The following is a 22271-nucleotide window of genomic DNA, read 5'->3' as shown; positions in this document are numbered from 1 at the left end:
TTCACGCACCCCCCAGCACCGCCGATACGTAAGCCCCTATGTTCTCCAGAGTCTTTGCCGCCGGAAGCATGACCTTGTCGCTGATGGCCCATGGGAAGAGTCCCATGACGATTATTGCCACCACCAGTATGAGCATCGGCACGAGCATGGCCTTTCCTGGCTCCTCCGCGTTCATGACCCTCTCGCTCGGCCTTCCGAAGAACGTGAAGAGCACCCTGATGTATGCGGCGGTACAGAAGGCTGTGCCTATGACGGCTATTGCCGCGAGGAACGGGTTGAAGAGCGCCGAGCTCTCGTAGATGAGCCACTTGCTCGCGAAGCCGTTGAGCGGCGGAAGGCCGATTATCGCGGCCGCACCGACCAGGAATGCGAAGCTCGTGACCGGCATCTTCCTGGCTATTCCGCTCAGCTCGTTGAGGTTCTTGGTTCCGAGCCCGTGTATGACCGCTCCCGCGACGAGGAACAGGAGGGCCTTCATTATCGCGTGGTTCACGGTGTGGTATATCGCACCCGCCAGAGCGACCTGGCCGACGTCGCTTCCATACGCGGCAAGGCCAATTCCGATTCCCAGGAGGATGTAGCCGATCTGGCCGACGCTGGAGAAGGCGAAGAGCCTCTTCATGTCGGTCTGTATCACCGCCATCGCGTTTCCGACTATGAGGGTCACGCAGGCGAAGAATATGATTATCCAGCCGACCGTTCTAGTGCTGATTCCGGCGCTGAAGACGCTGAAGGCGAGCCTCGCCAGGGCGTAGGTACCGCCTATCTTGATGACGAGACCCGAGAGCATGGCGCTGATCGAGCTCGGAGCGGCCGGGTGTGCGTCTGCGAGCCACATGTGCACCGGAACGGCACCGCTCTTGAAGAGCAGTCCGCCCGCGAGGAGGCCGAGGGCCACCTTGGCGGTGAAGGTTGGGTTCTCAGCTATCATCTTGGCCAGGTAGGCCATCGTCAGCGTTCCGTACTGGCCGTAGAGGAGCACTATGCCGAGGAGGATGAATGAGCTGGCGAGGGAGCCGACGAACATGTACTTTATGCCCGCCTCGATGCCCTCCCAGGTGTCGTTCCTGAAGGCGACGAGGGCGTAGCTCGCTATGCTCATTATCTCCAGGAAGACGTAGAAGTTGAACAGGTCGCCGGTTATGGCTATGCCGAGCATGCCGACCTCGAGGACGAGGACTAGGGCATAGTACTTCTCAAGCCCCGTATCGTGCCTCATGTACTCGCTGGAGTAGAGCACGGCCACGAAGGCTATGAAGGTCACCATCAGGGCGAAGAGCGCGCTGAGGAGGTCCACCTCCCAGACTATCCTTATCGGGAATGGAACGCCGTTTCCAATGGGGCTCTTCGCTCCGAGGGTGTAGACGAGTATCTCGCCGCTCTTCCAGACTTCTTTGAACAGTCCGGCCGCGACGCCGAGGGTGATGCCGGTTATGAGTATCGCCCACAGCTCCCTGGCCTTCCTTCCCGCGAGGCCCACTATGGGCAGTGCGAATGCTCCAAGGAGCGGGACTATGATGAGGTATGGGATCAGCCCGTTCATCCTCTCAACCTCCTGAGCTTGTTAACGTCGAGGCTTCCGTAGTGCCTGTAGGCGTTTATCGTGAGGGCCATCGCCAGCGAGAGAACGCAGACCCCGATGACTATGCTGGTGAGCGTGAGCGCCTGCGGAATCGGGGCGACCATGGCGCTCTTTACGGTCTCGTAGCCCGTGTAGATTGGCGCGGTTGGTATCTGGCCTGCCTCTATGCGGTATCCGAAGCTTATGAGGAGCAGGTGTATGCCGGCATCTATGATGTTGAGGGCCAGTATGAGCTTGATGAGGTTCCTCTTGTAGAGGAGGGCGTAGATTCCCATGGCTATTAGCAGGAACGCCGTGATGAACTGGAACGGTATCATTCGTTCCACCTCCTGAATGCCGCTATGGCAACCATCGCGCTGACCAGTCCCGCGAAGACCTTCAGTCCCACGGCGAGGTTCATTATCGGCAGGTAACCCGCTGAGAGCAGCGTTCCCGGCTGGCCGTTGAAGACCGGCCCGTTGTGCCACAGCGTGTTGTAGAAGAACGCAACTCCCAGGCCGAGCATCGCCGCTCCGAGGAATACCAGGCCGCCGAGGCCCTCGAGGGCCGAGTAGAGGTGGTGGTTGTAGCGCCTCTTCATCTCGCCCAGCCCGAAGGCTATGAGGAACAGTATCCCGGCTCCCGCTATGGTCGCTCCACCCTGGAAGCCGCCTCCCGGCGTAAGGTGACCGTGTGAGACCACGTAGGCACCGAAGATTCCTATGAGCGGAATGGTGGCCCTCGCGGTGGTCTTAACGATTAGTCCCATGTCACTCTTCATCCTCATCCCTCCTCCAGGGCCTGAGAAGTGCAACCGCTCCGGCTATAGCAGTGAAGAGAACCGTCGCCTCTCCGAGGGTATCGTAGCCACGGTAGTCGAAGACTATGTCGGTGACTATGTTGGTTCCACCCACCTCCTGCACGCCGTGGTCTATGTAGTACTGGTCGGTGTAGCGGTAGGCCTTCCAGTCCTCACCGCCGAGGCCGAACTTTATTCCGGTTGAAGGGCTCGCAACGACGAGCAGCACTCCGAGGAGGAACAGCAGTGCGAGAGCTCCGAAAGTCCTCTTCATGGTCCCTCACGCTCCCATCTCTCCGTTTTGGCGATTCCATACACGACTATGGCCGTAACGACGCCGGCTCCGACCGCGGCCTCGGCTATCGCCACGTCCGGCGCGTGGAGCATGTAGAACTCAAGGCTGAGGAGCAGGCTCATGGCCGCCGAAGCGATGGCCGCACTGAGCAGGTCCCGCATGGTTATCGTGATGTAGGCCGCTACCAGCACGCCGAGGAGTATTCCGAACTGTATGACCATGTCCATCGAAAGAGCGTTCATTCGGCACCACCCCTGAGCTTGTCCTCGTACGCGTCAATGACGGCTTTGGCTGGCTTATAGCCGCTCAGATGGGCTGCCTTGGCTATCGCGTGCGCTCCGGTCGGGTTCGTGAGGAGGAGCGCCACGAGCGCAACGATGCTGTGCAGCGCCATCTGGAGGTACTTGGGGTCGCCGGTGAGGTGGAGCTGGTAGGCAGCGTGTACCACCACCGCCAGAACCGCGAATATCGTCCCGAAGGTGGTGCACTTGGTCGCTCCGTGGAGCCTTGTGTAGACGTCCGGGAACCTGTGGAGCGAGAAGCTGCCCAGCAGGTTGAAGACTATGTTTATCGTGAGGAATGCGTAGATGACGTAGGTGACCGCACTCATTCCAATCCCCCCTGGAGGTATTTGGCTATGGCCAGGGTTCCCACGTAGCTCAGAAGGGCGTAAACGATGGCGATATCGATGTATATCGTCCTGTCGTAGGCCGCTCCGAGGAGGACCATTCCGGCAACGATTAACGTGTTGAGGGTATCAACTCCCACGACTCTATCCGGCACGCTCGGTCCGAAGAACACCCTGAGCAGAGCCAGGAATGCTCCAATCATGACTATGACCGCGGCATAGAAGAACTCCGGTGCTATCATCTTCCCAGCCTCCTCGCCCATTTTTCAAATGAACCCGCTATGACCTCGGAGCTCTCCGGCTCCTTCTCGGTCACGTTTATCCAGTGGACGTAGAGGGCCTTCTCCTCTGGGCAGGCGTCCACGGTGAGCGTTCCGGGGGTGAGGGTTATTGAGTTGCTGAGGATGGTGTACTGGGCGTCGTTCTCCAGATCGACAGGAACGCGAACGATTCCGGGCTTTATCCTGCCGGTTATGACGCGGTAGGCAACGTCGAGGTTGGCCTTGGCCATACCCCAGAAGAGCGGGCCGATGGAGTAAACCACAAAGCCAGCCCACTTCGCCGGGTTGAGGAACCTCGCGGCCTTCTCACCTATGATGTCCTTCGTCGTGAAGGCGATTATCCCCGAGAACACCGCTCCCGCGACGAGCTCTTCGGGGCTCCACAGCATACCCTTGCTGCCCGCTGTCAGCACAAGCCAGAGCACGAATGACCAAATGAATACAGGAATGAAACCCATTGTGCGTCCCCCCACTTTTGGTTTACAACCTTATCTCGGCTTCATTTTCCCGGATTTCCGCTTAACATAGAAAAAATTCTCTTAAAAGGGTTTTTTGAAGCTTAGAATTGAAAACAAAGGTACCTAACCCTTTGTTGTTAACCAAAGGTTAATTACCTGCCTGCTGACATCGGCGCCGAAACCCTCCACGGTTAAGGATTGGAAGCGCGGGATTTCTGGAAAATAATGCATCAGTGTCCTCATGTGGCTCGAAACAGCATTTTGGTGACTTTAAGGGCCTAAAAATCACCCAAAGCTTTATATACCCTCAGGGTGAGTTCTCAATGGGACTCTTCTCGGAGTCTTTCGAGGGAGCCCTGAAAGTTGAAAGAGTTGGTGTTGGATATGTATGGAGATGGATTTGGCGGTGGCTACGAAGCCCCTGTTAAGGTTGGAGAAAGGTATAGAGTTAGGATTGAGAGCCTTGGAAAGGGTGGCGATGGTATCGCCAAGATAAAGGGCTTCGTTATCTTCGTCCCGAACACCCAGGTCGGCGACGAGGTTGAGATCGTCATTAACTCGGTCAAGAGGAAGTTCGCCTTTGGCGAAGTCATCTGATCCTTTTTTCCTCTTATTCTTAATCTGACCGGTTTTCTAAGGTTCAAAACATAAGCTTGAGCCCCTTGTTCTGAAACTGAGCGCATTTCATCCTACTATTATAAATGAAAATATTGGATTGAAATGCAAATCGTAGAAAATTTTATAAAAGTCAATGAGTAACATTACAATGAAAAACTCGCATAGGAGGAACCCCACAATGTGGAGGAAACTTCTGGGTTTCAGGAGTCCACTATGCCAACAGCGCGAGGATTGAAGGGGGATAACCATGAAAACGAAGGTCCTTTTCCTTCTTTTTCTGGTGGTTTTCGGGTTCTTGGCTTACTCAAAGTATATTCAACACGAGAGGGCAATAAGGGCGGAGGTAGAGCTCAACAACACCCTCAACTTGGTTCAAACGGACCTTGAGACTTTTAAACTGGGCTACAATTCCACCCATTGGGCTTATCTGAATCAAAAGGTGGGTGACGAAGACGTTGAACGTGCCATTGAGCGAGTCCTGGAGCTTAGGGAGATGCTTCTCAAGCTGAATGTCTCGGATGACGAAATAGGAGACATCGATGCCTGCCTTAACAGGACCTATTCGTATCAACGCAGGGCTCAGTTTTACGCCGCCCTCACAGAGGGCAGGAGCTGTGCAGTGCTTGCCGCTGACCACTTGGGCTCAACCCTTGCACTCGTAAACCGCACGGAGTTCCTTAAGTACGTCCGTGGGCAGTTTCGGAGTGTGGAAGATTTACAGAACAAAACGGCTGAAAAGTGGAAACAAACGTTGGGGAGCGGGATTAACTTCACGGACTATTTTATAACCGGCTTTGTGGTTGAGGACAACATAATCAAGGCGGAAATCTCTCTGAACCAGTCCCGTGACTTCCTGGAAAAGCTTGATAGGATACCAAACCCAACAACGTCTCAGGAGATTGAAAACGTGAGCATACTTGGAAGCTGGGTGACGAGTTATCTGGAATTCGCCAGGGGCTTTTTGATGGACTCAACGGTGCTTATCAATCATGTAACCCCCGGTACCTTCAATCCCAGTGGGCAAAGAACTAACGTGCACGCGCTCGTGGATAATCTCTCAAGGGTTGATGTTCCGTGTGAATTCGAGGAAACGATGCTCAAGGTGGCGTGTGACTGGAAGGAGTACCATAAAAAGCGGGGTCTCCCGGGAGTCGAGAACGGCTACTATTCAGCGGCTACTTACCACCTGCTGTACGCAATCGCAATAGACGGGCATCTTGACGAATTTGAGGCCCTCAATTCGACTTTTGCTGCCCTGAGAACCCCAACGGAGAAAGTCAGGATGGTTCTTCGTCTGAGGCATGAGGCTCTGGAGTCCATTAACGATTGTTCCCAGGATCCGTTAACGTCCCTCTACATCCAGGACGCCGTGGGATGGTACTTCAAGCACGGGGATGCGGCCTTGGAGATGATGGTCAGACTGCGCACAGATGACCCAACGGCTCAGCCCCTCTACAACTATGAGATGGCGAAGATCATCGCTAAAAACATGTGTCCATACGTTGTGATGCTCTCTCAAACAACGGAGTGATGAATTTTTATCATTTTTCCCCTAGAAACTTTTGGGTGCTAACATGGACGAGGACTCCATAATGATTGGGGTTGCAGTTGTGATCCTGGTTCTTCTCTCACCCGTCATGCTCTACTGGACGGTGGCCCTCTTTGACACCATCGGGGTTGGCCGGTATCTTCCGGACGTTGCCTTCATGGCCCTCTCCTCACTCGTCCTGTTTTGATCGTCTGCTTCTTTTCCTTCTGGTTATGCGGCACTACAACAGGGCCCGCGACTGGATAAAGGAAAAACTAACGTTCATGGCTGTTTTTCTTTTCGTGATGCTCTCTTCATGCTCCTCAGTATTATGTGTGCGGTTTAATCCCCATTTTTGAACCGCACCCTTTTTAAACCCCTTCCCAGAGCGCCCACCGATGGTTAGGGTTCACGTCGAGACCTACGGGTGCACGAGGAACAGGGCAGATGCCGAGATGATGGAGGGCCTTCTGGTTAGCGCGGGCTATGAGCTGGTCGAGACCCCTGAAACTGCCGACTACGTTGTGGTCAACACCTGCGCGGTCAAAGACCCCACCGAGAAGCACATGCGCGAGCGCATAGAGGAGCTCCTTGACTCCGGTAAGGGGGTAATCGTCACCGGCTGCCTCCCTCACGTCAACCCGGATGCCATAGATTCACGCGTCTCCGGAATACTCGGCGTTAAGAGCATAGATAGGATAGCCGAGGCGATAAGCGTCGCCGAGAGCGGCGGAAAGCTGGTGAGCGTCGAGGGCTGGCGCGAGAGGAGCATAGACAAGCTCGAGCTCCCGCGCCTCTGGAAGAGTGGCGTCGCCTTCGTCGTCCCGATAAGTGAGGGCTGTCTCAACGCCTGCACCTACTGTGCCACGCGCTTCGCCAGGGGAGTTCTGAAGAGCTACAAACCGGAGCTCGTCGTCAGGTGGGTCAAGGAGGCCCTCGCCAGGGGATACAAGGAGATACAGCTGTCGAGCGAGGACACCGGTTGCTACGGCTTCGACATCGGGACGAACTTGGCCAAGCTACTCGACGAGATAACGGCCATCGAGGGCGATTTCAGGGTCAGGGTCGGCATGATGAACCCCAACCACGTCCTCAAGTTCCTCGACGAGCTCGTTGATGCCTACACCGATGAGAAGGTCTACCGCTTCCTTCACCTGCCCGTCCAGAGCGGCGACGATGAGGTTCTGAGGCGGATGGGCAGAACGTACACTGCGGAACAGTTCGAGGAGATAGTTCGGACATTTCGTAAGAAGGTTCGTGATTTGAACCTCAATACGGACATTATAGTGGGCTTTCCCGGGGAGACTGATGAGGCTTTCGAGAACACCGTTGAGCTAATCAAGCGCGTCCGGCCGGACAAGATAAACGTTTCCCGCTACTCGCCGAGACCTGGCACGATCGCGGCGAAATGGAAGCAGCTTCCGGGATGGCGGGTCAAGGAACGCTCAAGGGCCCTTCACAGGCTTAGGCTCCAGATAGCCCACGAAATAAACAGGGCGTATCTTGGCAGGACGGTGGAGGTTCTCGTCCATGGGGCCGGGGAGAAGGGCGGCGTTGAGGCCAGGACTTTCAATTACAAGGAGGTAATCCTTGATTCTGGTGAGCCCGGCGAATTCCTGCAGGTTCGGGTTGAGTGGGCCGGCTCAACTTACCTGAAGGGCACTCCCCTCCGCTGAGGTGTCTTTCTTGTGGAGTATTCAACGGTCGTTGGGAGATACCTAACCGGACACTGGTTTTGTTGTAGAACTTACAACATCAAAGGGTGAACCAATCCGGTTGGATTTAGAAAACTATTTATACTATCGTTCAATCATAAAGTATAGCTCTCCATCTTGGGGGTGAATCAGAATGAGGAGGAGTAATAAGAAGAGGTTAATTCCACTGACACTCGCCCTTGTGCTGGCCATGGTTGGTGCGGCTCTGGCTGTTCCGACTATAAATGTGCACTTTCAGGAGCTTGACGCCGGAAATGGTGGCATGCCGCAGACTGTTCACCATGCCTACGTCGACTGGACCCTCAGCAATGATGCCCAGTACGTCACATCTGCAACCATAACCCTCACCGACGACCAGGGCACCAAGGTTGGTACTGGGAGTGACACTGTTTACCTCATAATTGATGGCCAAAAGTACCTCGCCACGTACAGTGGGAGTACTGGGGTGTATACTGTGGACTTCACCAATAACGGCCTGAATAATGGGATACCCCTCGACAATAACAATCTAAATACAGTTACCGTCGTGTTCCAGGGCCAGACAGTCTCCCCGTGAAATCTGAATTGATCCCTGCCTTTTCTTATTCTTTGCTGGTCTCGCCCTCAAACGGCACCGGCAGGGTGGGGAAGGTCTCCAGTGGAACTGTTATGGGCCGCCGTGTCGTTGAAACCAGCAACCGCTTCAGGGACAGGGAAATTTCCATCGGCTTCGGCCAGGCCAACGCAGACATTTTCGGCACCGTCAATCTTTTAGCCTACGTCGGCTGGGTTTATATAGTGAGGCACGCCGATTACAGTGCCGAAGTCGCCGGGATGGGTGCCGAATGCGGCTTTAATTAGGCGGTGGTTTAATGGTGAAGCGTCGTATCGACGTCCTTTCAATCATCTCGTACCTCCTCCTGTTCTTCGTGGTCCTAGTCATGGCTCTCCACTTCGTCTTTGGCTTCCAGTACGTCGTTATCCTGACCGACTCGATGGAGCCTCACATCAATCCCAACGACCTCGTCATAACAATGCCATCTTCGCCAGATGGGCTCCACGTTGGGGACGTTATCCTCTACCGCGTGACCCTCGGCAACTCGACCTACATGATAACCCACCGCATCGTTGGCATGAAGGCCGATCCGGAAATGCGGATGTACTATATCACCAAAGGGGACAACCGGAACTACACAGACCCCTGGCGGGTCTATTACTCCCAGGTGGTTGGCAGGGTTGTTCTGGTGATTCCAAGAGTCGGTGTGGTCTGGTACTACACTCCGCTGATAGTTTTCGGGATTTTTCTGTTCATAATCGCCTCTCTTGCATACGACCTGGCGTGGCTCCTGCTCGAGGAGGAACCCCTACGTTCAAAATCCAGAAAGGCAGACCTCGTCGCTCTGAGAAGGAAGAAAATAAAGGCCTACTATCACAGACGCCGCTAGGCCCACTCATCCTCAGGAATGGCCTCCTTCTTGGCGGGGATTATGCAGAGAAACTCCAGCGTTTCTCCGGTCGCCCTGTAGCCGTGGGTCTCGTTGGGCGGAACGTAGAGGAAGTCTCCCTCCCTGACATGGAACTCTTCCTTTCCGTTCGTTATGATTCCCTCTCCCCTCACGATGAATATCTCGTGCTCCCAGTCGTGGTGGTGGAGGGGTATCTCCGCACCCTTCTTGAGGACGAAGTAGCGCATCGCATAGTTCTTCGCTCCGAGCTTCGGGGAGACGAGCCATCTGATGGTCACTCCCTCAAAACCGGTGTCCTTCTCGGGGACCTCGGTGTAGTGTCCGACGAACATGGTATCACCGAAATACTTTCGGCCTCGGGCTATTTAAATCTGCCGAGTTCGTGATGCCAATCAAAAGTGCTTTAAGCTCCCGTTCCAATTTTCCGGAAGGTGAACGCAATGAAGAAAGCCGTTTTTGGAATTCTCCTGGTTTTCATCGTGCTGGTGTCGGGATGCATAAGCCAGAGCACTCCAACGGAGACTTCCACCACAGCTACCTCGCCCTCCGGTGGAATAGACTTCGGGAGCTACGAGAAGGGACAGGTTCTGGCCCAGTGGAGCAGCCTTGCCGACGCTTCCAAGGTTTACGTCAGCGAGGGCTACGAGGATCTCGCGAAGCACTACTTCCCGAACGCGCAGATACTCCCCGCGAGCCAGTACGAGGGTGGGGTTGCAGTGCTGTCCCCGGCGGATGCTAGAGAGATCCTCAGGGGAAAACCGATACTAATAACGGTCAACGACTACTTTGGTTACATAGTCTACAAGTTCGGCGTCAAGTTCGTTGGAAAAGACAAGGGCGTTTTTGCGGCCTTCAATAAGGACGGAAAGGCGTATTTCGTCTTCACAGGCACCAGCAAGGCTGGCGCTGGCGCGGCCATTGAGTACGCTATGAACCTCAGGAACGGGGCATCCCTTAGAACGGACGATGTTCTGAGGAGCGGCGAGTTTGAGGGGATTCTCCTCAAGGTCATAGGGGACAACAACTGGAACGGAATTCCAGACGACGGTGAACACTGGTACCTTGGCTCTTTCAGGAGCAGGGAGCCGTTCATATACTACTGGCGGGTCGTTGACGGCGAGAACGTCACCGTAAAGGGAGGCTTTATCAGGCTCGTCAACGGCTCCACGGTTTACATCCGTGCCCTCGGCTTCAACGTCAGCGTGGAGGTTAAAGACGGAACAGGGGCTGCACTTACCTACGTTATCGAGAACACCAACCCCTCGGTGCTGAACCTGCCCGAGGGAGTCGAGACCGGCGATACGTGGGTCAGATTCACGACTTCGGAGTCTTCCTTCAGCATCGTTCCAAAAGACATCGGAGACTACACGGTTTTTGCCTTCGGTGACCACAGGCCGGACGGCGGCACGGAGGTTCCGAAGGCTTTCCTGCAGCTGAGGGACAGGATGAACGAGAATAACGCCGTTTTCGTGATGGACGGTGGAGACCTGGTCTATTCGGGCAAGGTTGACGAGTGGGCGGCCCTGCTGAAGGAGTGGAAGTGGAACAAGCCGATTTTCATAGCGGTCGGAAACCACGAGTATCGCGGGGAGGGCATAAACGTCTACCACCAGCTCTTCGGTCCAACGGACTATTCCTTCGTCCTCGGGGATTACTACTACATCTTCATGAACAATGTCGAAAACGACTACGGGCTGAGCGACGAGCAGTGGAGCTGGCTTCAGAACGAGCTTGAGAGGGCTAAGGCCATGGGCAAGAGGCCCGTGATGGTGATGCACGCTCCACCTAAGGATCCAAGGCCGAACGGCGACCACGGCATGAACCCCACCGACGGGAAGAAGTTGCTGGAACTGATGGGGGAGTACAACGCCTTTGGAATCTTCAGCCACATCCACATGTTCTGGAACGGAACCATCGAGGGAGTCCACTACATAGTAACCGGCGCGGGAGGCGCTCCTCTCTACGCAAAGCCGGACGAGGGGGGCTTTTATCACTACGTCAAGCTTGGAATGATGGCCGATGGCAACATAAGTGTCGAACCTATCAAGGTTGAGTCCTAACTTTTCTCTTTATTCTATTTAGACCTATATAGTTCATGGTAGCTAGCTATATTCTACTGCGACAAGGTATTTATATGCCGCCCTCGAGTCCCTCCCGGTGGTGAGTGTGGACGTATGGTTGCTGATAACCGTGGTGCTGGGATTTTCGATGGCCTGGGCGATAGGTGCCAACGACGCCGCAAACTCCATGAGCACTGCCGTCGGCGCCAAGGCGATAACCCCGAAGCAGGCGGTTATAATAGCTGGCCTCCTTGAGTTCACAGGTGCGTACTTCTTCGGAAAGAGCGTCACGGAGACGATAAGGAAGGGCATCCTAGACCCGACGATGATAACCGACCCGATGGTCCTCGTGTATGGCTCCGTTGCGGCCCTTCTCGCGGCCACGATATGGCTAATAGTGGCCACCAAGTTCGGCCTACCGGTCTCGACTACCCATTCCATCATAGGCGGCATAGCGGGCTACGGAATAGTCTACGCCGGCACCGCGATAGTGAACTGGGGCAAGATGGGTCAGGTCGTTCTCAGCTGGATTCTCTCACCGATAATCGGCGCCATAATGGCCTACTTCATCTTCAAAGCCTTCACGAAGAGCATCTTCGAGAGAAAGGACCCCGTCAGGAGCGCCAGGATATGGTCCCCGTTCTGGATTGGGCTGGCGTTCGTCGTCATTGGAACCATGTTCTACATCAAGGTTCTCCACGGGAAGGACCTCAAGACGGGAGTTCTCATGTACGGCGTCCCGCTGGGCATAATCGTGTTCGTGGTAACGTACCTCCTGATAAAGCTCCGCTTCCCGAGCAGCGACCCCTTCATAGGCGTCGAGGCGATATTCCGGAAGGCGCAGGTCGTAACCTCCGGCTACGTGGCTTTGGCCCACGGCGCCAACGACGTTGCCAACGCTATAGGGCCGGTCGCGGCCGTCTACGCGGTAGCCACGATGGGTCTCGGCGGCATGCAGGTTCCCGTCCCTAAGTGGATACTTGCGATGGGCGGTCTCGGAATAGCGGTTGGTGTCGCCACCTACGGTTACAGGGTCATGGAAACGGTCGGCAAGAAGATAACCGAGCTCACCAACACCCGCGGCTTCACCATTGACTTCTCTGCAGCGACCGTTGTCCTCGCCGCCAGCTGGCTCGGACTGCCAATCTCGACGACCCACACGGTGGTCGGCGCGGTCATAGGAATAGGCCTTGCGAGGGGAGTAAAGGCAATAAACAAAGACATCGTTAGGGATATAATAATCTCCTGGTTTGTTACCGTTCCGGTCGCGGGTCTGATAAGCGCGGCCATATTCAAGCTCCTGATGATCGTGGGGTGATATCATGCAGGTGTGGACTAAGCTCTTCGCGAAGAGCCCATTCAAGCCCCTCATAAAGCACGCTGATGTCGTGCTCAACACCGTCGAAACGCTCGAGAAGGCGCTTCAGGCATGGTACGCGTGCGACTACGAGGGTATGAGGGAGTTTGCCATCGAGGTTGACCGCCTTGAGGACGTTGCCGACAGGATAAAGGAGGAGATAAGGGACTCCCTCAGCTCGAAGCTCATGATGGCCGTCGCGAGGGAGGACGTCATAATCTACCTCCACATGCAGGACAAGGTGGCGGATGCCGCTGAAGACACTGCGAAGTGGCTGCTCGTCAAGAAGCCCGACTGCGTCCCGACGGAGGCCAAGGACATAATTCTCGAGATGGGTATGGAGAGCATCAAGGCGGCAAAACTCGTCCACGAGGCCATAGTCCAGATGGACCGCGTTATAGAGAGCGGTTTCACCGAGGGCGAGATAGAGCGGGAGTACGAGATAATCAGGCAGATAGAGAGCGTTGAGAACAAGATAGACGGCCTCGATACGAAGCTCATGCAGCTCGTCTTCGAGAACGCCGACTCGATGAGCTGGGGCGACGGCTTCTACATCCTCAACATCGCCAGAACGCTCAGCAACATCTCTGACAAGGCCAAAGACGCCGCCGAGAGGATAAGGCTCATGATGAACAAGTGAGCCGATATTCTTTTAAACCTCCCTTCTAACTTTTTTCGGTGGGAATGAAGGACGGCCTTAGAATAGTCCGCGAGTTCTTCAACATTCAGAGGGAGGTCTTTTTCAGCTACCGCTGGGACGTGGTCAGCTATCTGATAGGCCTTCTAATCCAGGTTGCGGTGATGGGGATATTCGCCAGCCTGGTGACGATAGACGCCAACATCGAGCAGTACGGAACCGACTCTTTCCTCCAGTTCTTTCTGATAGGCTTCATCGTGCACAACATAATATTCCTTCCGCGGGGCAGCCTTTCCAAGCTCCTGATTGGGCGGAGCTTCCCGATGCTCTACGCCTCTCCCGCCGGAATGGTGGCGATCTTCGTGGGAATAAACGCCTGGAACGTCGTCTGGAGCCTCATGATAATGGGCCTGATAACCGTGATCTTCGTTCTCTTCTACGGCCTGGTCATACACATCAACCTCGGTGCCCTGCTCGTTATCCTCGCGGGCTTCACCCTCACCTTCGCCCTTGAACTTTTTTCAGCAGGCTTTCGGGCGGCGACCAAGGCCAGGCAGGACCCGATAAACTGGTTCCTCAACCTTACCTCCCAGCTCGTGAGCGGTCTCTACTTCCCTCCTGAGGCCCTCCCCTGGTGGCTCCAGCCCATTTCCAGGATACACCCCGAGAGGTACATTCTTGAGATGGCCAGGCTGACGATGGGCGGGGGCTATTCAGTGTCCCAGATCTGGCCCAGCTTCGTGAATCTTGCCCTGACCACTACTATCATGCTCCTCATCGGAATCGCGACCTTTCGGTGGGGCGTTGGGAAGGCGATGCAGCTGGGCACCCTCGGGCACGTGTGAGGTGGTCAGATGATAGAAGCCGAGCATCTCACCAAGTACTATCCTCCCCCTTTCAGGGGCTTCTTCGATCTGGGTAGCCTCCGCGATTTTCTCGGAAAGCCCAGGGAAGAGATTCCAGCCCTCATAGACCTGAGCTTCCGGGTGAGGGAGGGGGAGATATTCGGCCTCCTCGGCCCCAACGGCGCGGGAAAGACAACCCTCTGCAAAATCGCCAACGGCCTCCTCGAGCCGAGTTCCGGAAAACTGCTCATCGACGGCCACGACAGCTTTAGGGAGCACGGCAAAGTTGCTGGTGAGATGTTCACGGTTTTCACCGGCGAGAGGGACATGTGGGGCATATTCCAGTGGCGTCTGAGCGTTCAACGAAACCTCCAGTTCATCGCGAGGCTGTGGAAGGTCCCCGAGGGTGAGATAGGGGAGCGCATAGAGTACGCGCTCAAGCTACTGAACCTGTGGGAGAAGAGGGACGAGTGGTACCAGAAGCTCTCGGCCGGAATGAAGCAGAAGGTTTACATAGCCTCCGCCCTGGTGGTGAGGCCCAAGTACCTGATACTCGACGAGCCGACGGTTTTCCTCGACGTGATAACCAAGAGCGAGATACATGACGCAATAATGGCCCTCGTCCGTGACTTTGGGACAACGGTTATCCTCACCACCCACGACCTTTCGGAGGCGGAGAAGCTGAGCGACAGGGTTCTGCTCTTCAACAAGAGGCCTATCCTGGAAGGAAAGCCCGAGGAGATAAGCAGGAAGCTCGAGGTGGACTTTGACAGGAAGGTTCTCCTCGTGGTTGAGGGCTCCGCTCCGTGCCCTGGAGGCTACCTCGTCAGGTGCATCAGGAAGGGTAATTTCACCCACGTCACTGCCTACCTCAAGTCCACTGAGGTCAATGAGTTCCTCTCCAGGTTCCCCTCAGGCAAAGTGCTGAGCGTGAGGGTTGAGAACCTGTCCCTGGAGGACGTGTTCATGATTCTGTTTGGCGGTTAGATTTAATCATCGGTGTTCAGTTCATAACCCGGTTTTATTTGATTCTATCGAAAATTTTATGAACTACAATGGTACTCAATGTTCGGTGGTGTGATGGGCATTAACGGCACTGCTCTGAAGCTGAGTTGTACGATTTTGCGCGCGTTTACTGCTGTGGTGATGGCTGGACTTACCACGCTCCCAACACTGGAATTCGGTGGAGATGGAGGAGTGTGAATTGCACAACTCGTTGGGGCTGTTCAGGGTTGCGGTGAGATTTACATTGGTGCTTGTGCTAGTCGCTTTTCTAGTGGGAACCGGTGTTAAAGCGGGACTTGAACAGCAGGCAAGGAACGAGCTTCTTGATTATCCCGATTACCTTGAACTCTATGAAAACGCCACCCGGCTAGGCATGGAGCCGGGTGATTACTACTTGAAGTATATAGCGCCCAAAAAGCACCCCGAACTTGTAACCCCGACGGTTGTCGTGGGATTCGATGCACTGATATCCTCGTTGGCTCCTCCAAAAGATGAAATGTGGAGAAAAATTGAACATAGACATTTTGCTATATCAAGGAGGGAAGCCTTTCTGCGTACGTTCATTTTTCTTCTTGTCTCGGAGATTGTTTTAGTCCTTCTCTCGGTGGTGGTTGCTTTTTGGGCATTGAGAAGCCAGAGGGTAGCAGGCATTTTGAGTATCTTCTCCAGGGTAATTTCGGGTATCTCTGTTTGGTGGTTGGGGGTTGTTTTCATACTTCTTGTCATATACTCAGCACTTCCCGATGATATTCTTATCTCTCCCGGCCCCGGTGCGGGAATTTTGACTGTTCTAAAGGCCATGATACTTCCAGTCCTTACAGTTGTCCTTATGTCTTTTTGGCGTCTTGCTGTGGAGTTCTATATGTTGCTAAGGCGGGAAATCCTCAGTCCCTACGTCAGCTACAAACGGGCTGTGGGACTTCCTGAAAACCGGATTTTGTTGTCTGTCTTTAAAGCAATCTCGGTACCCGCCCTCTCCGTATGGTTTTCCCACTTAATTGAGGTTGAGGGTATGGTCATTGTTGTTGATTACCTCTTCCGATTAGGGGGACTGGGTCAGATGATAGCTTCGAGCTTTTCGGGCGCCATGGCTGAAACTTTCTATTTTATTCCAAGTCTCTTTGCCTTTCCTCTTCTGGTGTTTATAGTGCTGAACCTCATCATTTCGGTATCTATCGAGTTCATTAAACCTAAACTTGACCCGAGGGTGGGGTAAGATATGAGGGCAAACAGAAGGGGAGTTCTTATGATTGCGGTCTTTATTGCGTTCTTAGTGGGTGCACATTGCTCAGTCTCTTCATCAGATATGGAGCATTGGGACGACCGGCTCTACTGGAAGGATTACCCAAAAAACGCCCTTCCTGTTTGGCATCCGAGTGCAGATATGGGGGCGCTCAGATTAGGTGGGCAGGGAGAATTTGTGGTGTCTGTGGAAGCACTACCCACTAACTTGGTGCTTTCAAAAGCTACGCTTGTTATAACCCGTCCCGATGGTCGCTCAATCAGACTCTCGGGAAATGGAAGTGTTAATTCCAACACAACCTTGGCTGCTGAGGTCAGGGCCTTTGCCAGAGAGCTGGGACTCGACGAGACGGCACTTATCCTTTACCAACCAACCCAGCTCCTCTTTCTTTCTGAAAACGGGACTTTTCTAAAGGGGGATTACATTTTTCGGATGGAGGTGGGGAGGGCCATACTATTCGGCAACGCGTACGGTCTGCTCGGCACTGATGGATACGGCAGGGATCTTTGGGTTGGTTTTGTAAAGTCCACGTGGGGTACTCTTGTACTAACGGTCTTTACTGTGTCGTTCGTGATTCTCATTGGGCTACCATTTGGTGTAATCTCCGGCTATCACAGGAACGTTTTGGGTGATGCGGTGACGGTTATAGTGGATGCTTTTAACTCAATTCCAGCAATTCCCCTTGTACTGGTCATAATCTATGCCGTTTCCCGTGTTGGTGCGTACACAAAACTTGTGGTCCCGGACTGGCTCACCGGGATTATTGTATCTATGTTCTTTTTCAGCCAGTACTCCAACTCTATACGGGGCATAGTGGAAAATGAAAAGGTAAAGGAATACATAGCAGCTAGTAAAAGCATAGGCGCTTCGGACATTTATGTGATATTCAGGCATATCCTCCCTATTGTGCTTAGTTACACAGTTCCCTATGTCACCATGCTCTTCCCAAGGGTTATGGCTTTTATCTCGGTACTGGGATTGTTCAACATAATTCCAGGTAATAATTGGGGATCCTATATCGCAGAGGCCCTCAAGCAAGGTGCGTTGATGGGGCGTTACTGGTGGTGGGTGATGGCTCCAGTGGCGGTTATTGCTTTCTTAGCAGTTGCGGTTTCGAATCTATTTGAGTACGTTGAAACTTCTGGAGTTCAACTATGATTGCTCTTTAGCGGGGGTTACCAAAATGAAGGTTAAGCTCGCCATAATCTCCCTCTTCCCAGCCTTGGCAGTCGAGATAGACGTCTCCAGATTTACCGCCCACTACCAGTATTCCAGTTGAACAATGGATGACCGGGGAAGGGGATGTCGGCAATGTTTCGACGGCTGAACAAAGGATCCTACGATGTTCAACCTGAATGCTGGCTTAGCGATTCGTGCATAGAAGACAATGGAGGCTGCAGGCTCTGGGACGACTGTGGATATGACGGCGGAGGTTGCATCTTAATCGATACCTGCGGAGAACTGGATCTGTGTGACTTGGATCCGTTTTAGTTGGTACATTACTTTTTTAAATTTTTTCACCACATTCACCTGGGGATAACTATGTTCACCTTCAAGTTGGAAATGAACCGGCTCAAAGGGAAACCCGCGCTCGTCTTCCTCACGGCTTTAGTCCTTAGTCCTTTCCTTGGAGATGTTCTTCCTGTTGTCCCCTACTTTCTCATCGGCTTTCTGTTCTCCGCCCTTTTCCCCAGGAGCATCTCCAACAACCTCGAACTGCTCCTATCAAAACCCCTGAAGAGGAGTTCCATCTACCTTGACTTCTTTCTCTCCCACCTTGTCTTGGCTACTCTCCTCGTGCTACCCTTTACCTTTTTGGAGGAGGTCTCCGCCCTCTACGCTCTCTTTGCCCTCCCCTTTCTTCCAATGGGCTACATTACGGCCCTGCTCACGAGGGATCCGAGGAAAACGGCCGTAGTTGGTGTCCTAATGTTCCTCCTGCTCACCTTTGTCCCCCCTGGCTTTATCCAGCTGAAGGCTCAGGACACCGCTCAGCAGGTTCTTGGAGTCCACAGCCTGGAGGATTATGGTGCAAAACGAACCGAGTACTCAGCCCTCGTCTCGCAGATTGAGAGGCGTTACGCGAGCTACGCCTTCTTCTCACCCGGTGCACAGCTCGAGCTCTTCGCCAGGGACGTCTCTATCGGTGCCATCGGCGACGCTCTGTTGAGGGTGGCACTGGTGCTCTCGTTTTTCACGGTTTTAACTTTGGTCTCTCTGGCCCTGTTCATTCGCCTTGAACCAGGCGCTATTTTGAGACCTTCTCCCCCTTCACTTTATCTCGGGTTTTTGCCGTGGTGGCTCAGAAAGGAGCTTGCCAACCTCTGGGCGATGCGGACTTTTCCCGCTCTGCTTGCCCTAGCAGTCCTCCCCCTCGACCCTCCACTCAGGGGATTCTTTCTCCTCTTTCTTCTCCCCCTCACGGCAATCGATATACTATCCGAAAACCCCACGTTAGTTCTCAGCAAACCCGTGGGAAGGGACTATGTCATTCTGAGATTTCTCATAGCCGTTTCGCTCTCCCTGTTCCTCGTCCCCTTCGTGGGTTACTCCTTTTCGGTGGCCTTCTTCCTCTCCGCGCTGGTGTTCCTGCTGGCCCTCTTCACGCGGAAAGGGGCCATGATTTTTCTGCCGGTTCTCGCACTTCTCCTTGCCCCTGCGATCGGGGAGGCCTCTTTTGCTCTCACGGCGGTTTTTGTTCTGCTCTCTGCCCCGGTTCTTCTTCTGGCGAGGCTCAGGCTTTCCAAGATGGACTTTTCGGGGTGGTATTCACGATGAGTGGCCACGGTCTTTCCAGGCTCCAGCACCTTTTCGCTGCCTTAGCCGCCATCGTGTCCATCATAGCTGTCGAGATAGACGTTTCCAGATTTACCGCCCACTACCCGAATATTCCGACAGAGGAGCTTGCCCGCCTTGTCACCGCCGATCTGCTCACCAAGTGGCTCCCCAACTTTCTCAAGTTCCTCTTCATGCCCCTCCTGCTGATCTTACTTCTCTCGCGCTTCGGTTCGGATTTCGAGCGGGGCAACGTTGTGCTAATGTTATCGAAACCCCTCACGAGGAGGCGCTACTTTCTCGGCTGGATCTCGGAGGGGTTGAAGCTCGTTCTAATCTCCACCCTTGGAATTGCACTCTCTGGAGCGCTCGCAATGCTGGCTCACGGCTTCGCGGTTAGGGATTACCTCGTCGGCTCGCTCGCCCTTTCGCTCTCGCTGGTCGGCGTTGTTGGAATCGTCCTTTTCCTCCTTCCCTTCTCGACCTCCCGCGATTCCGGAGTCTTCCTCGGGCTGGGGGCCTTTGTCATGCTCCTACTCCTCGGAAAATCTGACTACTCTTTCGTTCCAACCGCTTACCTTGAGAGGGCCGTTTCCATTGGAGGGGGCGTCTCCGTATCCTACAGAGTGATTGCCGAGCTTTTCGCCCTCTCCATTGCTCTATCGCTCGCCGGAATGGAGCTGTTCCGGAGGAGAGAGCTTAGAAGCCCCGGGCCATTGTCGGTTCCGGGAGTTTCCTTCTCTCCCAGCGGGCTTTACGGTGTTTTCCTCGGGTTAAGCCTTCAGAGCAGGCGCTTCATGGCCTTTGTTGCCTTCACGGCTTTGATGGCACTCCTGAGCAAAGGGACTCTCGATAAGTACTACCTGAACTACGGTAGTCCGGGCCTTCTCAACGCCCTAATTTCAACTCTGAACGGCTCCCTCCTACCCCTTGTGGTTCTCCCGCTGGGGGCGCTTTCGATAAGCTCGACCATTGATAACGGCACCGTAAGGGTTCTTCTAAGCAAGCCCCTGAGGAGAAAGGACTTCTTCCTTGGAACGCTCCTGAGCGATGCCCTCGCAGTATCCCTTGGTGTGGCTCTTTACGTTGCCTTGGTTATAGCCTACGCCCTTCATCTTGGCGCCCCGTCAAGTAAAACCCTCGAACTCGGCCTGGTCTTTGGTTCTCTGCTTTTCCTCTCGCTCCTTCAGTATTTGGCGCTCGGTTATCTGCTGTCAGCTTTCATGAGGGGCAGAAAAGCCCTCATTTTTTCCGTTCTCCTGGCGTTCCTCGTGGGCTTTGTTGCTCCCCTCCTTGTCATCACGGCCTCTCTGGCGGGGGCCGGGAACGGCAGCCCCATCGAAGTGCTCTCAAGGAACGCCCTGCTTGTTCCAAGCCCTTCCGCGCAGTACATGGTCCTTAATATGGCCGTCTCCCCAAAGCGTAGCCTTCCGCCGGGGCCGGTCAGTGAGGTTCTGGATTACAAGGCCAATATGGCCATGCTTATCCTTCCAACTCTCGCCTACCTCACCGTCTCCTGGGTGAAGTTCAGAAAAGCAGATCTGAGGTGATAGCATGTGGGGATTTGAGCTGGAGCTGAAGAAGAGCCTGCGGACGAGGAAGTTCTGGCTGATACTGGTTTTGATTTTGCTGATCTACGCCATGGCCTTTAGAGAGGTCAAGGACAACCTCGAAGGGGCCACAAATCCGGAAGAGGTGCTCGTCACGAGCGTCATAGGCTACGTCGTCGTCAGTGCGTTCCTCTTCATCGGTGTCTATGCCCTCATGGCCGGCGCCACCGCTTTGAACTCGGATCTTGAGAACGGAACGGTCCGGGTTGCCCTCAGCAAGCCCATTGGCAGGATCTCATACCTGCTCGGCAAGTTCCTCGGCCAGGCGCTCAGCATAGTCGTGGCGATAATCTTCGCCACCCTCCTGTCCTTCGCGATAACGAAGTACTACGGGCTCGCACTGAGCTCTTCCCTGCTGGCGGACATAACCCTATCGAACGGTCTTGTTCTCCTCGCGATGCTTCAGCTCCTGGCCCTTGGTCTCCTGATTTCCACGTTCGTGCGCTCCACCAACACCGCCCTGGGGCTGGCTCTGGTTCTGTTCTTCGTTACCGGCCTCGTCATGCCCCAGATCGTGGACGGCTTCGCCGAGGACAAGGCCCAGGAGGAGTTCGGAATTCAGAAATGGGGGGACTTCAGCAAGCTTTCGCCGGAGGAGAAAAAGGCCTATCGCGAGCGCCTGGACGAGCTTTACAGGGAGTACCACCTCAGATACCTCTTTTACGTCCCCCAGGTGCTCATGCTCGACATTCTCAAAGGAATTGAGAGAACCACCTTCAACGACGACGGCACCTATACCGTTGAATATCTTGGGGTTAAGCGGGCCATAGCCGACAACCGGGCCCAGGCGGGCATCATAGCCGGGCTTATTCCTGTTTACCTCGGACTGGCCATCTTCAGGTTCAGAAAGATGGATTTGAGGTGATGGCGATGATGAGGATTGAGAATCTAGTTAAGGTTTATAAGGACGTTCGCGCCCTCGATGGGCTTAACCTTGAGGTGAAGCCGGGTCAAGTTTACGGCTTCCTCGGCCCAAACGGTGCCGGGAAGAGTACGACAATCCTCAGCACCCTCGGTCTAATCTTTCCTCAGGAAGGACGCATAGAACTTTTCGGCGAGGAGGTCTTCAGGGACGGAAGGTTTGACGAGAACCAGCTCGTTGAGGCCAAGAAACGCGTAGGCTATATGCCGGAGCACGCCACGCTCTGGGATTTTCTGACTCCCGAGCAGACGCTGGACATCATCGCCGACGCTTTCAAAATACCAAAAACCGAGAAGGGGAAGCGCATCAATGAACTCCTCGAACTTGTTGGTTTGAAGGAAGCAAGGAACCGGAAGGTCGGCAAGTTCTCGAAGGGTATGCGTCAGCGTCTGCTCCTCGCCCAGGCGCTCATCAACGACCCTGAGCTTCTTATCCTCGATGAACCCATGACCGGCCTCGACCCGACGGGGATAGCGGAGTTCAAGGAGA

The 22271-nt window shown here is 54.4% G+C and carries 27 protein-coding genes; 18 read left to right on the top strand and 9 right to left on the bottom strand.

Annotation, left to right across the window (positions count from 1 at the left end):
• Position 1: 1 nt before the first annotated feature.
• From E3E42_RS08545 to E3E42_RS08510, 8 genes are read right to left on the bottom strand one after another with little or no spacing between them, the layout of a single operon-like run.
• On the bottom strand, positions 2 to 1543 hold the full coding sequence (locus E3E42_RS08545; protein WP_167904096.1) for a proton-conducting transporter membrane subunit: 1542 nt from the start codon (positions 1541 to 1543) through the stop codon (positions 2 to 4).
• Complete coding sequence (locus tag E3E42_RS08540; protein WP_014013091.1) at positions 1540 to 1899, bottom strand: NADH-quinone oxidoreductase subunit K; 360 nt, start codon at positions 1897 to 1899, stop codon at positions 1540 to 1542. Before E3E42_RS08540 ends, E3E42_RS08545 begins: the two co-directional genes overlap by 4 nt.
• Positions 1896 to 2342, bottom strand: coding sequence for a Na(+)/H(+) antiporter subunit B (locus E3E42_RS08535; protein ID WP_167904358.1), 447 nt, complete (start codon positions 2340 to 2342; stop codon positions 1896 to 1898). The genes E3E42_RS08540 and E3E42_RS08535 overlap by 4 nt, the downstream gene beginning before the upstream one ends.
• Positions 2332 to 2634 (bottom strand): hydrogen gas-evolving membrane-bound hydrogenase subunit E, encoded by a 303-nt coding sequence (gene mbhE, locus E3E42_RS08530; protein ID WP_014013093.1) that lies wholly within the window; start codon positions 2632 to 2634, stop codon positions 2332 to 2334. Before mbhE ends, E3E42_RS08535 begins: the two co-directional genes overlap by 11 nt.
• On the bottom strand, positions 2631 to 2897 hold the full coding sequence (locus E3E42_RS08525) for a DUF4040 domain-containing protein (protein WP_058938999.1): 267 nt from the start codon (positions 2895 to 2897) through the stop codon (positions 2631 to 2633). Before E3E42_RS08525 ends, mbhE begins: the two co-directional genes overlap by 4 nt.
• Positions 2894 to 3265: a monovalent cation/H(+) antiporter subunit G gene (gene mnhG, locus E3E42_RS08520; RefSeq protein WP_167904095.1), complete on the bottom strand. Its 372-nt coding sequence runs from the start codon at positions 3263 to 3265 to the stop codon at positions 2894 to 2896. Before mnhG ends, E3E42_RS08525 begins: the two co-directional genes overlap by 4 nt.
• A complete protein-coding gene (locus E3E42_RS08515; protein ID WP_048056655.1) occupies positions 3262 to 3525 on the bottom strand; it encodes a cation:proton antiporter in 264 nt (87 codons plus the stop codon). Before E3E42_RS08515 ends, mnhG begins: the two co-directional genes overlap by 4 nt.
• On the bottom strand, positions 3522 to 4022 hold the full coding sequence (locus E3E42_RS08510; protein ID WP_167904086.1) for a monovalent cation/H+ antiporter subunit E: 501 nt from the start codon (positions 4020 to 4022) through the stop codon (positions 3522 to 3524). Before E3E42_RS08510 ends, E3E42_RS08515 begins: the two co-directional genes overlap by 4 nt.
• 384 nt (positions 4023 to 4406) lie before the next feature.
• On the opposite strand from E3E42_RS08510, the gene E3E42_RS08505 reads away from it, so the two are divergent.
• The 7 genes from E3E42_RS08505 (at position 4407) to E3E42_RS08475 (ending at position 9307) form a co-directional block, all read left to right on the top strand.
• Entirely contained in the window at positions 4407 to 4619 is a 213-nt protein-coding gene (locus E3E42_RS08505; protein ID WP_014013099.1) for a TRAM domain-containing protein, read from the top strand.
• A gap of 268 nt (positions 4620 to 4887) precedes the next feature.
• Entirely contained in the window at positions 4888 to 6171 is a 1284-nt protein-coding gene (locus E3E42_RS08500; RefSeq protein ID WP_167904085.1) for a 1-deoxy-D-xylulose-5-phosphate synthase, read from the top strand.
• 43 nt (positions 6172 to 6214) lie between these two features.
• A complete protein-coding gene (locus E3E42_RS08495; RefSeq protein WP_167904084.1) occupies positions 6215 to 6376 on the top strand; it encodes a hypothetical protein in 162 nt (53 codons plus the stop codon).
• Between the two features lie 190 nt (positions 6377 to 6566).
• A complete protein-coding gene (locus tag E3E42_RS08490) occupies positions 6567 to 7844 on the top strand; it encodes a tRNA (N(6)-L-threonylcarbamoyladenosine(37)-C(2))-methylthiotransferase (RefSeq protein WP_167904083.1) in 1278 nt (425 codons plus the stop codon).
• 172 nt (positions 7845 to 8016) lie between these two features.
• The gene (locus tag E3E42_RS08485) at positions 8017 to 8439 is read left to right on the top strand and encodes a hypothetical protein (protein WP_167904082.1); all 423 of its coding nucleotides are present in this window, start codon (positions 8017 to 8019) and stop codon (positions 8437 to 8439) included.
• Between the two features lie 32 nt (positions 8440 to 8471).
• On the top strand, positions 8472 to 8723 hold the full coding sequence (locus E3E42_RS08480) for a hypothetical protein (protein ID WP_167904081.1): 252 nt from the start codon (positions 8472 to 8474) through the stop codon (positions 8721 to 8723).
• A gap of 11 nt (positions 8724 to 8734) precedes the next feature.
• Positions 8735 to 9307 carry a signal peptidase I gene (locus E3E42_RS08475; RefSeq protein WP_148883077.1) on the top strand — a complete coding sequence of 191 codons (573 nt, stop codon included), beginning with the start codon at positions 8735 to 8737 and terminating at the stop codon, positions 9305 to 9307.
• Here E3E42_RS08475 and E3E42_RS08470 read toward each other — a convergent pair.
• Positions 9304 to 9660, bottom strand: a complete 357-nt coding sequence (locus E3E42_RS08470; protein WP_167904080.1) for a cupin domain-containing protein — start codon at positions 9658 to 9660, stop codon at positions 9304 to 9306. The genes E3E42_RS08475 and E3E42_RS08470 overlap by 4 nt on opposite strands.
• A gap of 108 nt (positions 9661 to 9768) precedes the next feature.
• On the opposite strand from E3E42_RS08470, the gene E3E42_RS08465 reads away from it, so the two are divergent.
• From E3E42_RS08465 to E3E42_RS08415, 11 genes are all read left to right on the top strand, one after another.
• Positions 9769 to 11388, top strand: coding sequence for a metallophosphoesterase (locus E3E42_RS08465; protein WP_167904357.1), 1620 nt, complete (start codon positions 9769 to 9771; stop codon positions 11386 to 11388).
• 148 nt (positions 11389 to 11536) lie between these two features.
• Positions 11537 to 12706: an inorganic phosphate transporter gene (locus E3E42_RS08460; protein ID WP_206206088.1), complete on the top strand. Its 1170-nt coding sequence runs from the start codon at positions 11537 to 11539 to the stop codon at positions 12704 to 12706.
• A gap of 4 nt (positions 12707 to 12710) precedes the next feature.
• Positions 12711 to 13385 (top strand): TIGR00153 family protein, encoded by a 675-nt coding sequence (locus E3E42_RS08455; RefSeq protein ID WP_148883074.1) that lies wholly within the window; start codon positions 12711 to 12713, stop codon positions 13383 to 13385.
• A gap of 44 nt (positions 13386 to 13429) precedes the next feature.
• Entirely contained in the window at positions 13430 to 14227 is a 798-nt protein-coding gene (locus E3E42_RS08450) for an ABC transporter permease (protein WP_167904356.1), read from the top strand.
• 9 nt (positions 14228 to 14236) lie between these two features.
• On the top strand, positions 14237 to 15214 hold the full coding sequence (locus tag E3E42_RS08445) for an ABC transporter ATP-binding protein (RefSeq protein ID WP_167904078.1): 978 nt from the start codon (positions 14237 to 14239) through the stop codon (positions 15212 to 15214).
• 196 nt (positions 15215 to 15410) lie between these two features.
• Positions 15411 to 16448 carry a hypothetical protein gene (locus E3E42_RS08440; protein WP_167904077.1) on the top strand — a complete coding sequence of 346 codons (1038 nt, stop codon included), beginning with the start codon at positions 15411 to 15413 and terminating at the stop codon, positions 16446 to 16448.
• A gap of 3 nt (positions 16449 to 16451) precedes the next feature.
• Positions 16452 to 17633, top strand: a complete 1182-nt coding sequence (locus E3E42_RS08435; protein WP_167904076.1) for an ABC transporter permease — start codon at positions 16452 to 16454, stop codon at positions 17631 to 17633.
• A gap of 384 nt (positions 17634 to 18017) precedes the next feature.
• A complete protein-coding gene (locus E3E42_RS08430; RefSeq protein ID WP_167904074.1) occupies positions 18018 to 19253 on the top strand; it encodes a hypothetical protein in 1236 nt (411 codons plus the stop codon).
• The gene (locus E3E42_RS08425; protein WP_167904072.1) at positions 19250 to 20800 is read left to right on the top strand and encodes an ABC transporter permease subunit; all 1551 of its coding nucleotides are present in this window, start codon (positions 19250 to 19252) and stop codon (positions 20798 to 20800) included. The genes E3E42_RS08430 and E3E42_RS08425 overlap by 4 nt, the downstream gene beginning before the upstream one ends.
• 4 nt (positions 20801 to 20804) lie before the next feature.
• Positions 20805 to 21725: an ABC transporter permease gene (locus E3E42_RS08420; protein WP_167904070.1), complete on the top strand. Its 921-nt coding sequence runs from the start codon at positions 20805 to 20807 to the stop codon at positions 21723 to 21725.
• Between the two features lie 5 nt (positions 21726 to 21730).
• Positions 21731 to 22271, top strand: a 541-nt coding sequence (locus tag E3E42_RS08415) for an ABC transporter ATP-binding protein (RefSeq protein ID WP_167904355.1), incomplete at its 3' end; no start/stop codon positions are given.

The sequence above is a fragment of the Thermococcus sp. JdF3 genome (genome assembly GCF_012027495.1).
Classification (GTDB): Archaea; Methanobacteriota_B; Thermococci; order Thermococcales; family Thermococcaceae; genus Thermococcus.
The sequence above is the reverse complement of the archived record's forward strand: the minus strand, read 5'-3'. Positions and strand labels throughout refer to the sequence as shown.

Excerpts from the sequence above, each read along its gene's own strand:
- E3E42_RS08475 (WP_148883077.1), top strand. The coding sequence starts at position 8,735 with ATGGTGAAGCGTCGTATCGACGTCCTTTCAATCATCTCGTACCTCCTC.
- E3E42_RS08515 (WP_048056655.1), bottom strand. The coding sequence starts at position 3,525 with ATGATAGCACCGGAGTTCTTCTATGCCGCGGTCATAGTCATGATTGGA.
- E3E42_RS08470 (WP_167904080.1), bottom strand. The coding sequence starts at position 9,660 with ATGTTCGTCGGACACTACACCGAGGTCCCCGAGAAGGACACCGGTTTT.
- E3E42_RS08485 (WP_167904082.1), top strand. The coding sequence starts at position 8,017 with ATGAGGAGGAGTAATAAGAAGAGGTTAATTCCACTGACACTCGCCCTT.
- E3E42_RS08455 (WP_148883074.1), top strand. The coding sequence starts at position 12,711 with ATGCAGGTGTGGACTAAGCTCTTCGCGAAGAGCCCATTCAAGCCCCTC.
- E3E42_RS08450 (WP_167904356.1), top strand. The coding sequence starts at position 13,430 with ATGAAGGACGGCCTTAGAATAGTCCGCGAGTTCTTCAACATTCAGAGG.
- E3E42_RS08425 (WP_167904072.1), top strand. The coding sequence starts at position 19,250 with ATGAGTGGCCACGGTCTTTCCAGGCTCCAGCACCTTTTCGCTGCCTTA.
- E3E42_RS08505 (WP_014013099.1), top strand. The coding sequence starts at position 4,407 with ATGTATGGAGATGGATTTGGCGGTGGCTACGAAGCCCCTGTTAAGGTT.
- E3E42_RS08535 (WP_167904358.1), bottom strand. The coding sequence starts at position 2,342 with ATGAAGAGTGACATGGGACTAATCGTTAAGACCACCGCGAGGGCCACC.
- E3E42_RS08460 (WP_206206088.1), top strand. The coding sequence starts at position 11,537 with ATGGCCTGGGCGATAGGTGCCAACGACGCCGCAAACTCCATGAGCACT.
- E3E42_RS08445 (WP_167904078.1), top strand. The coding sequence starts at position 14,237 with ATGATAGAAGCCGAGCATCTCACCAAGTACTATCCTCCCCCTTTCAGG.
- E3E42_RS08435 (WP_167904076.1), top strand. The coding sequence starts at position 16,452 with ATGAGGGCAAACAGAAGGGGAGTTCTTATGATTGCGGTCTTTATTGCG.
- E3E42_RS08430 (WP_167904074.1), top strand. The coding sequence starts at position 18,018 with ATGTTCACCTTCAAGTTGGAAATGAACCGGCTCAAAGGGAAACCCGCG.
- E3E42_RS08500 (WP_167904085.1), top strand. The coding sequence starts at position 4,888 with ATGAAAACGAAGGTCCTTTTCCTTCTTTTTCTGGTGGTTTTCGGGTTC.
- mbhE (WP_014013093.1), bottom strand. The coding sequence starts at position 2,634 with ATGAAGAGGACTTTCGGAGCTCTCGCACTGCTGTTCCTCCTCGGAGTG.
- mnhG (WP_167904095.1), bottom strand. The coding sequence starts at position 3,265 with ATGAGTGCGGTCACCTACGTCATCTACGCATTCCTCACGATAAACATA.
- E3E42_RS08540 (WP_014013091.1), bottom strand. The coding sequence starts at position 1,899 with ATGATACCGTTCCAGTTCATCACGGCGTTCCTGCTAATAGCCATGGGA.
- E3E42_RS08465 (WP_167904357.1), top strand. The coding sequence starts at position 9,769 with ATGAAGAAAGCCGTTTTTGGAATTCTCCTGGTTTTCATCGTGCTGGTG.
- E3E42_RS08495 (WP_167904084.1), top strand. The coding sequence starts at position 6,215 with ATGGACGAGGACTCCATAATGATTGGGGTTGCAGTTGTGATCCTGGTT.
- E3E42_RS08510 (WP_167904086.1), bottom strand. The coding sequence starts at position 4,022 with ATGGGTTTCATTCCTGTATTCATTTGGTCATTCGTGCTCTGGCTTGTG.
- E3E42_RS08545 (WP_167904096.1), bottom strand. The coding sequence starts at position 1,543 with ATGAACGGGCTGATCCCATACCTCATCATAGTCCCGCTCCTTGGAGCA.
- E3E42_RS08525 (WP_058938999.1), bottom strand. The coding sequence starts at position 2,897 with ATGAACGCTCTTTCGATGGACATGGTCATACAGTTCGGAATACTCCTC.
- E3E42_RS08420 (WP_167904070.1), top strand. The coding sequence starts at position 20,805 with ATGTGGGGATTTGAGCTGGAGCTGAAGAAGAGCCTGCGGACGAGGAAG.
- E3E42_RS08490 (WP_167904083.1), top strand. The coding sequence starts at position 6,567 with ATGGTTAGGGTTCACGTCGAGACCTACGGGTGCACGAGGAACAGGGCA.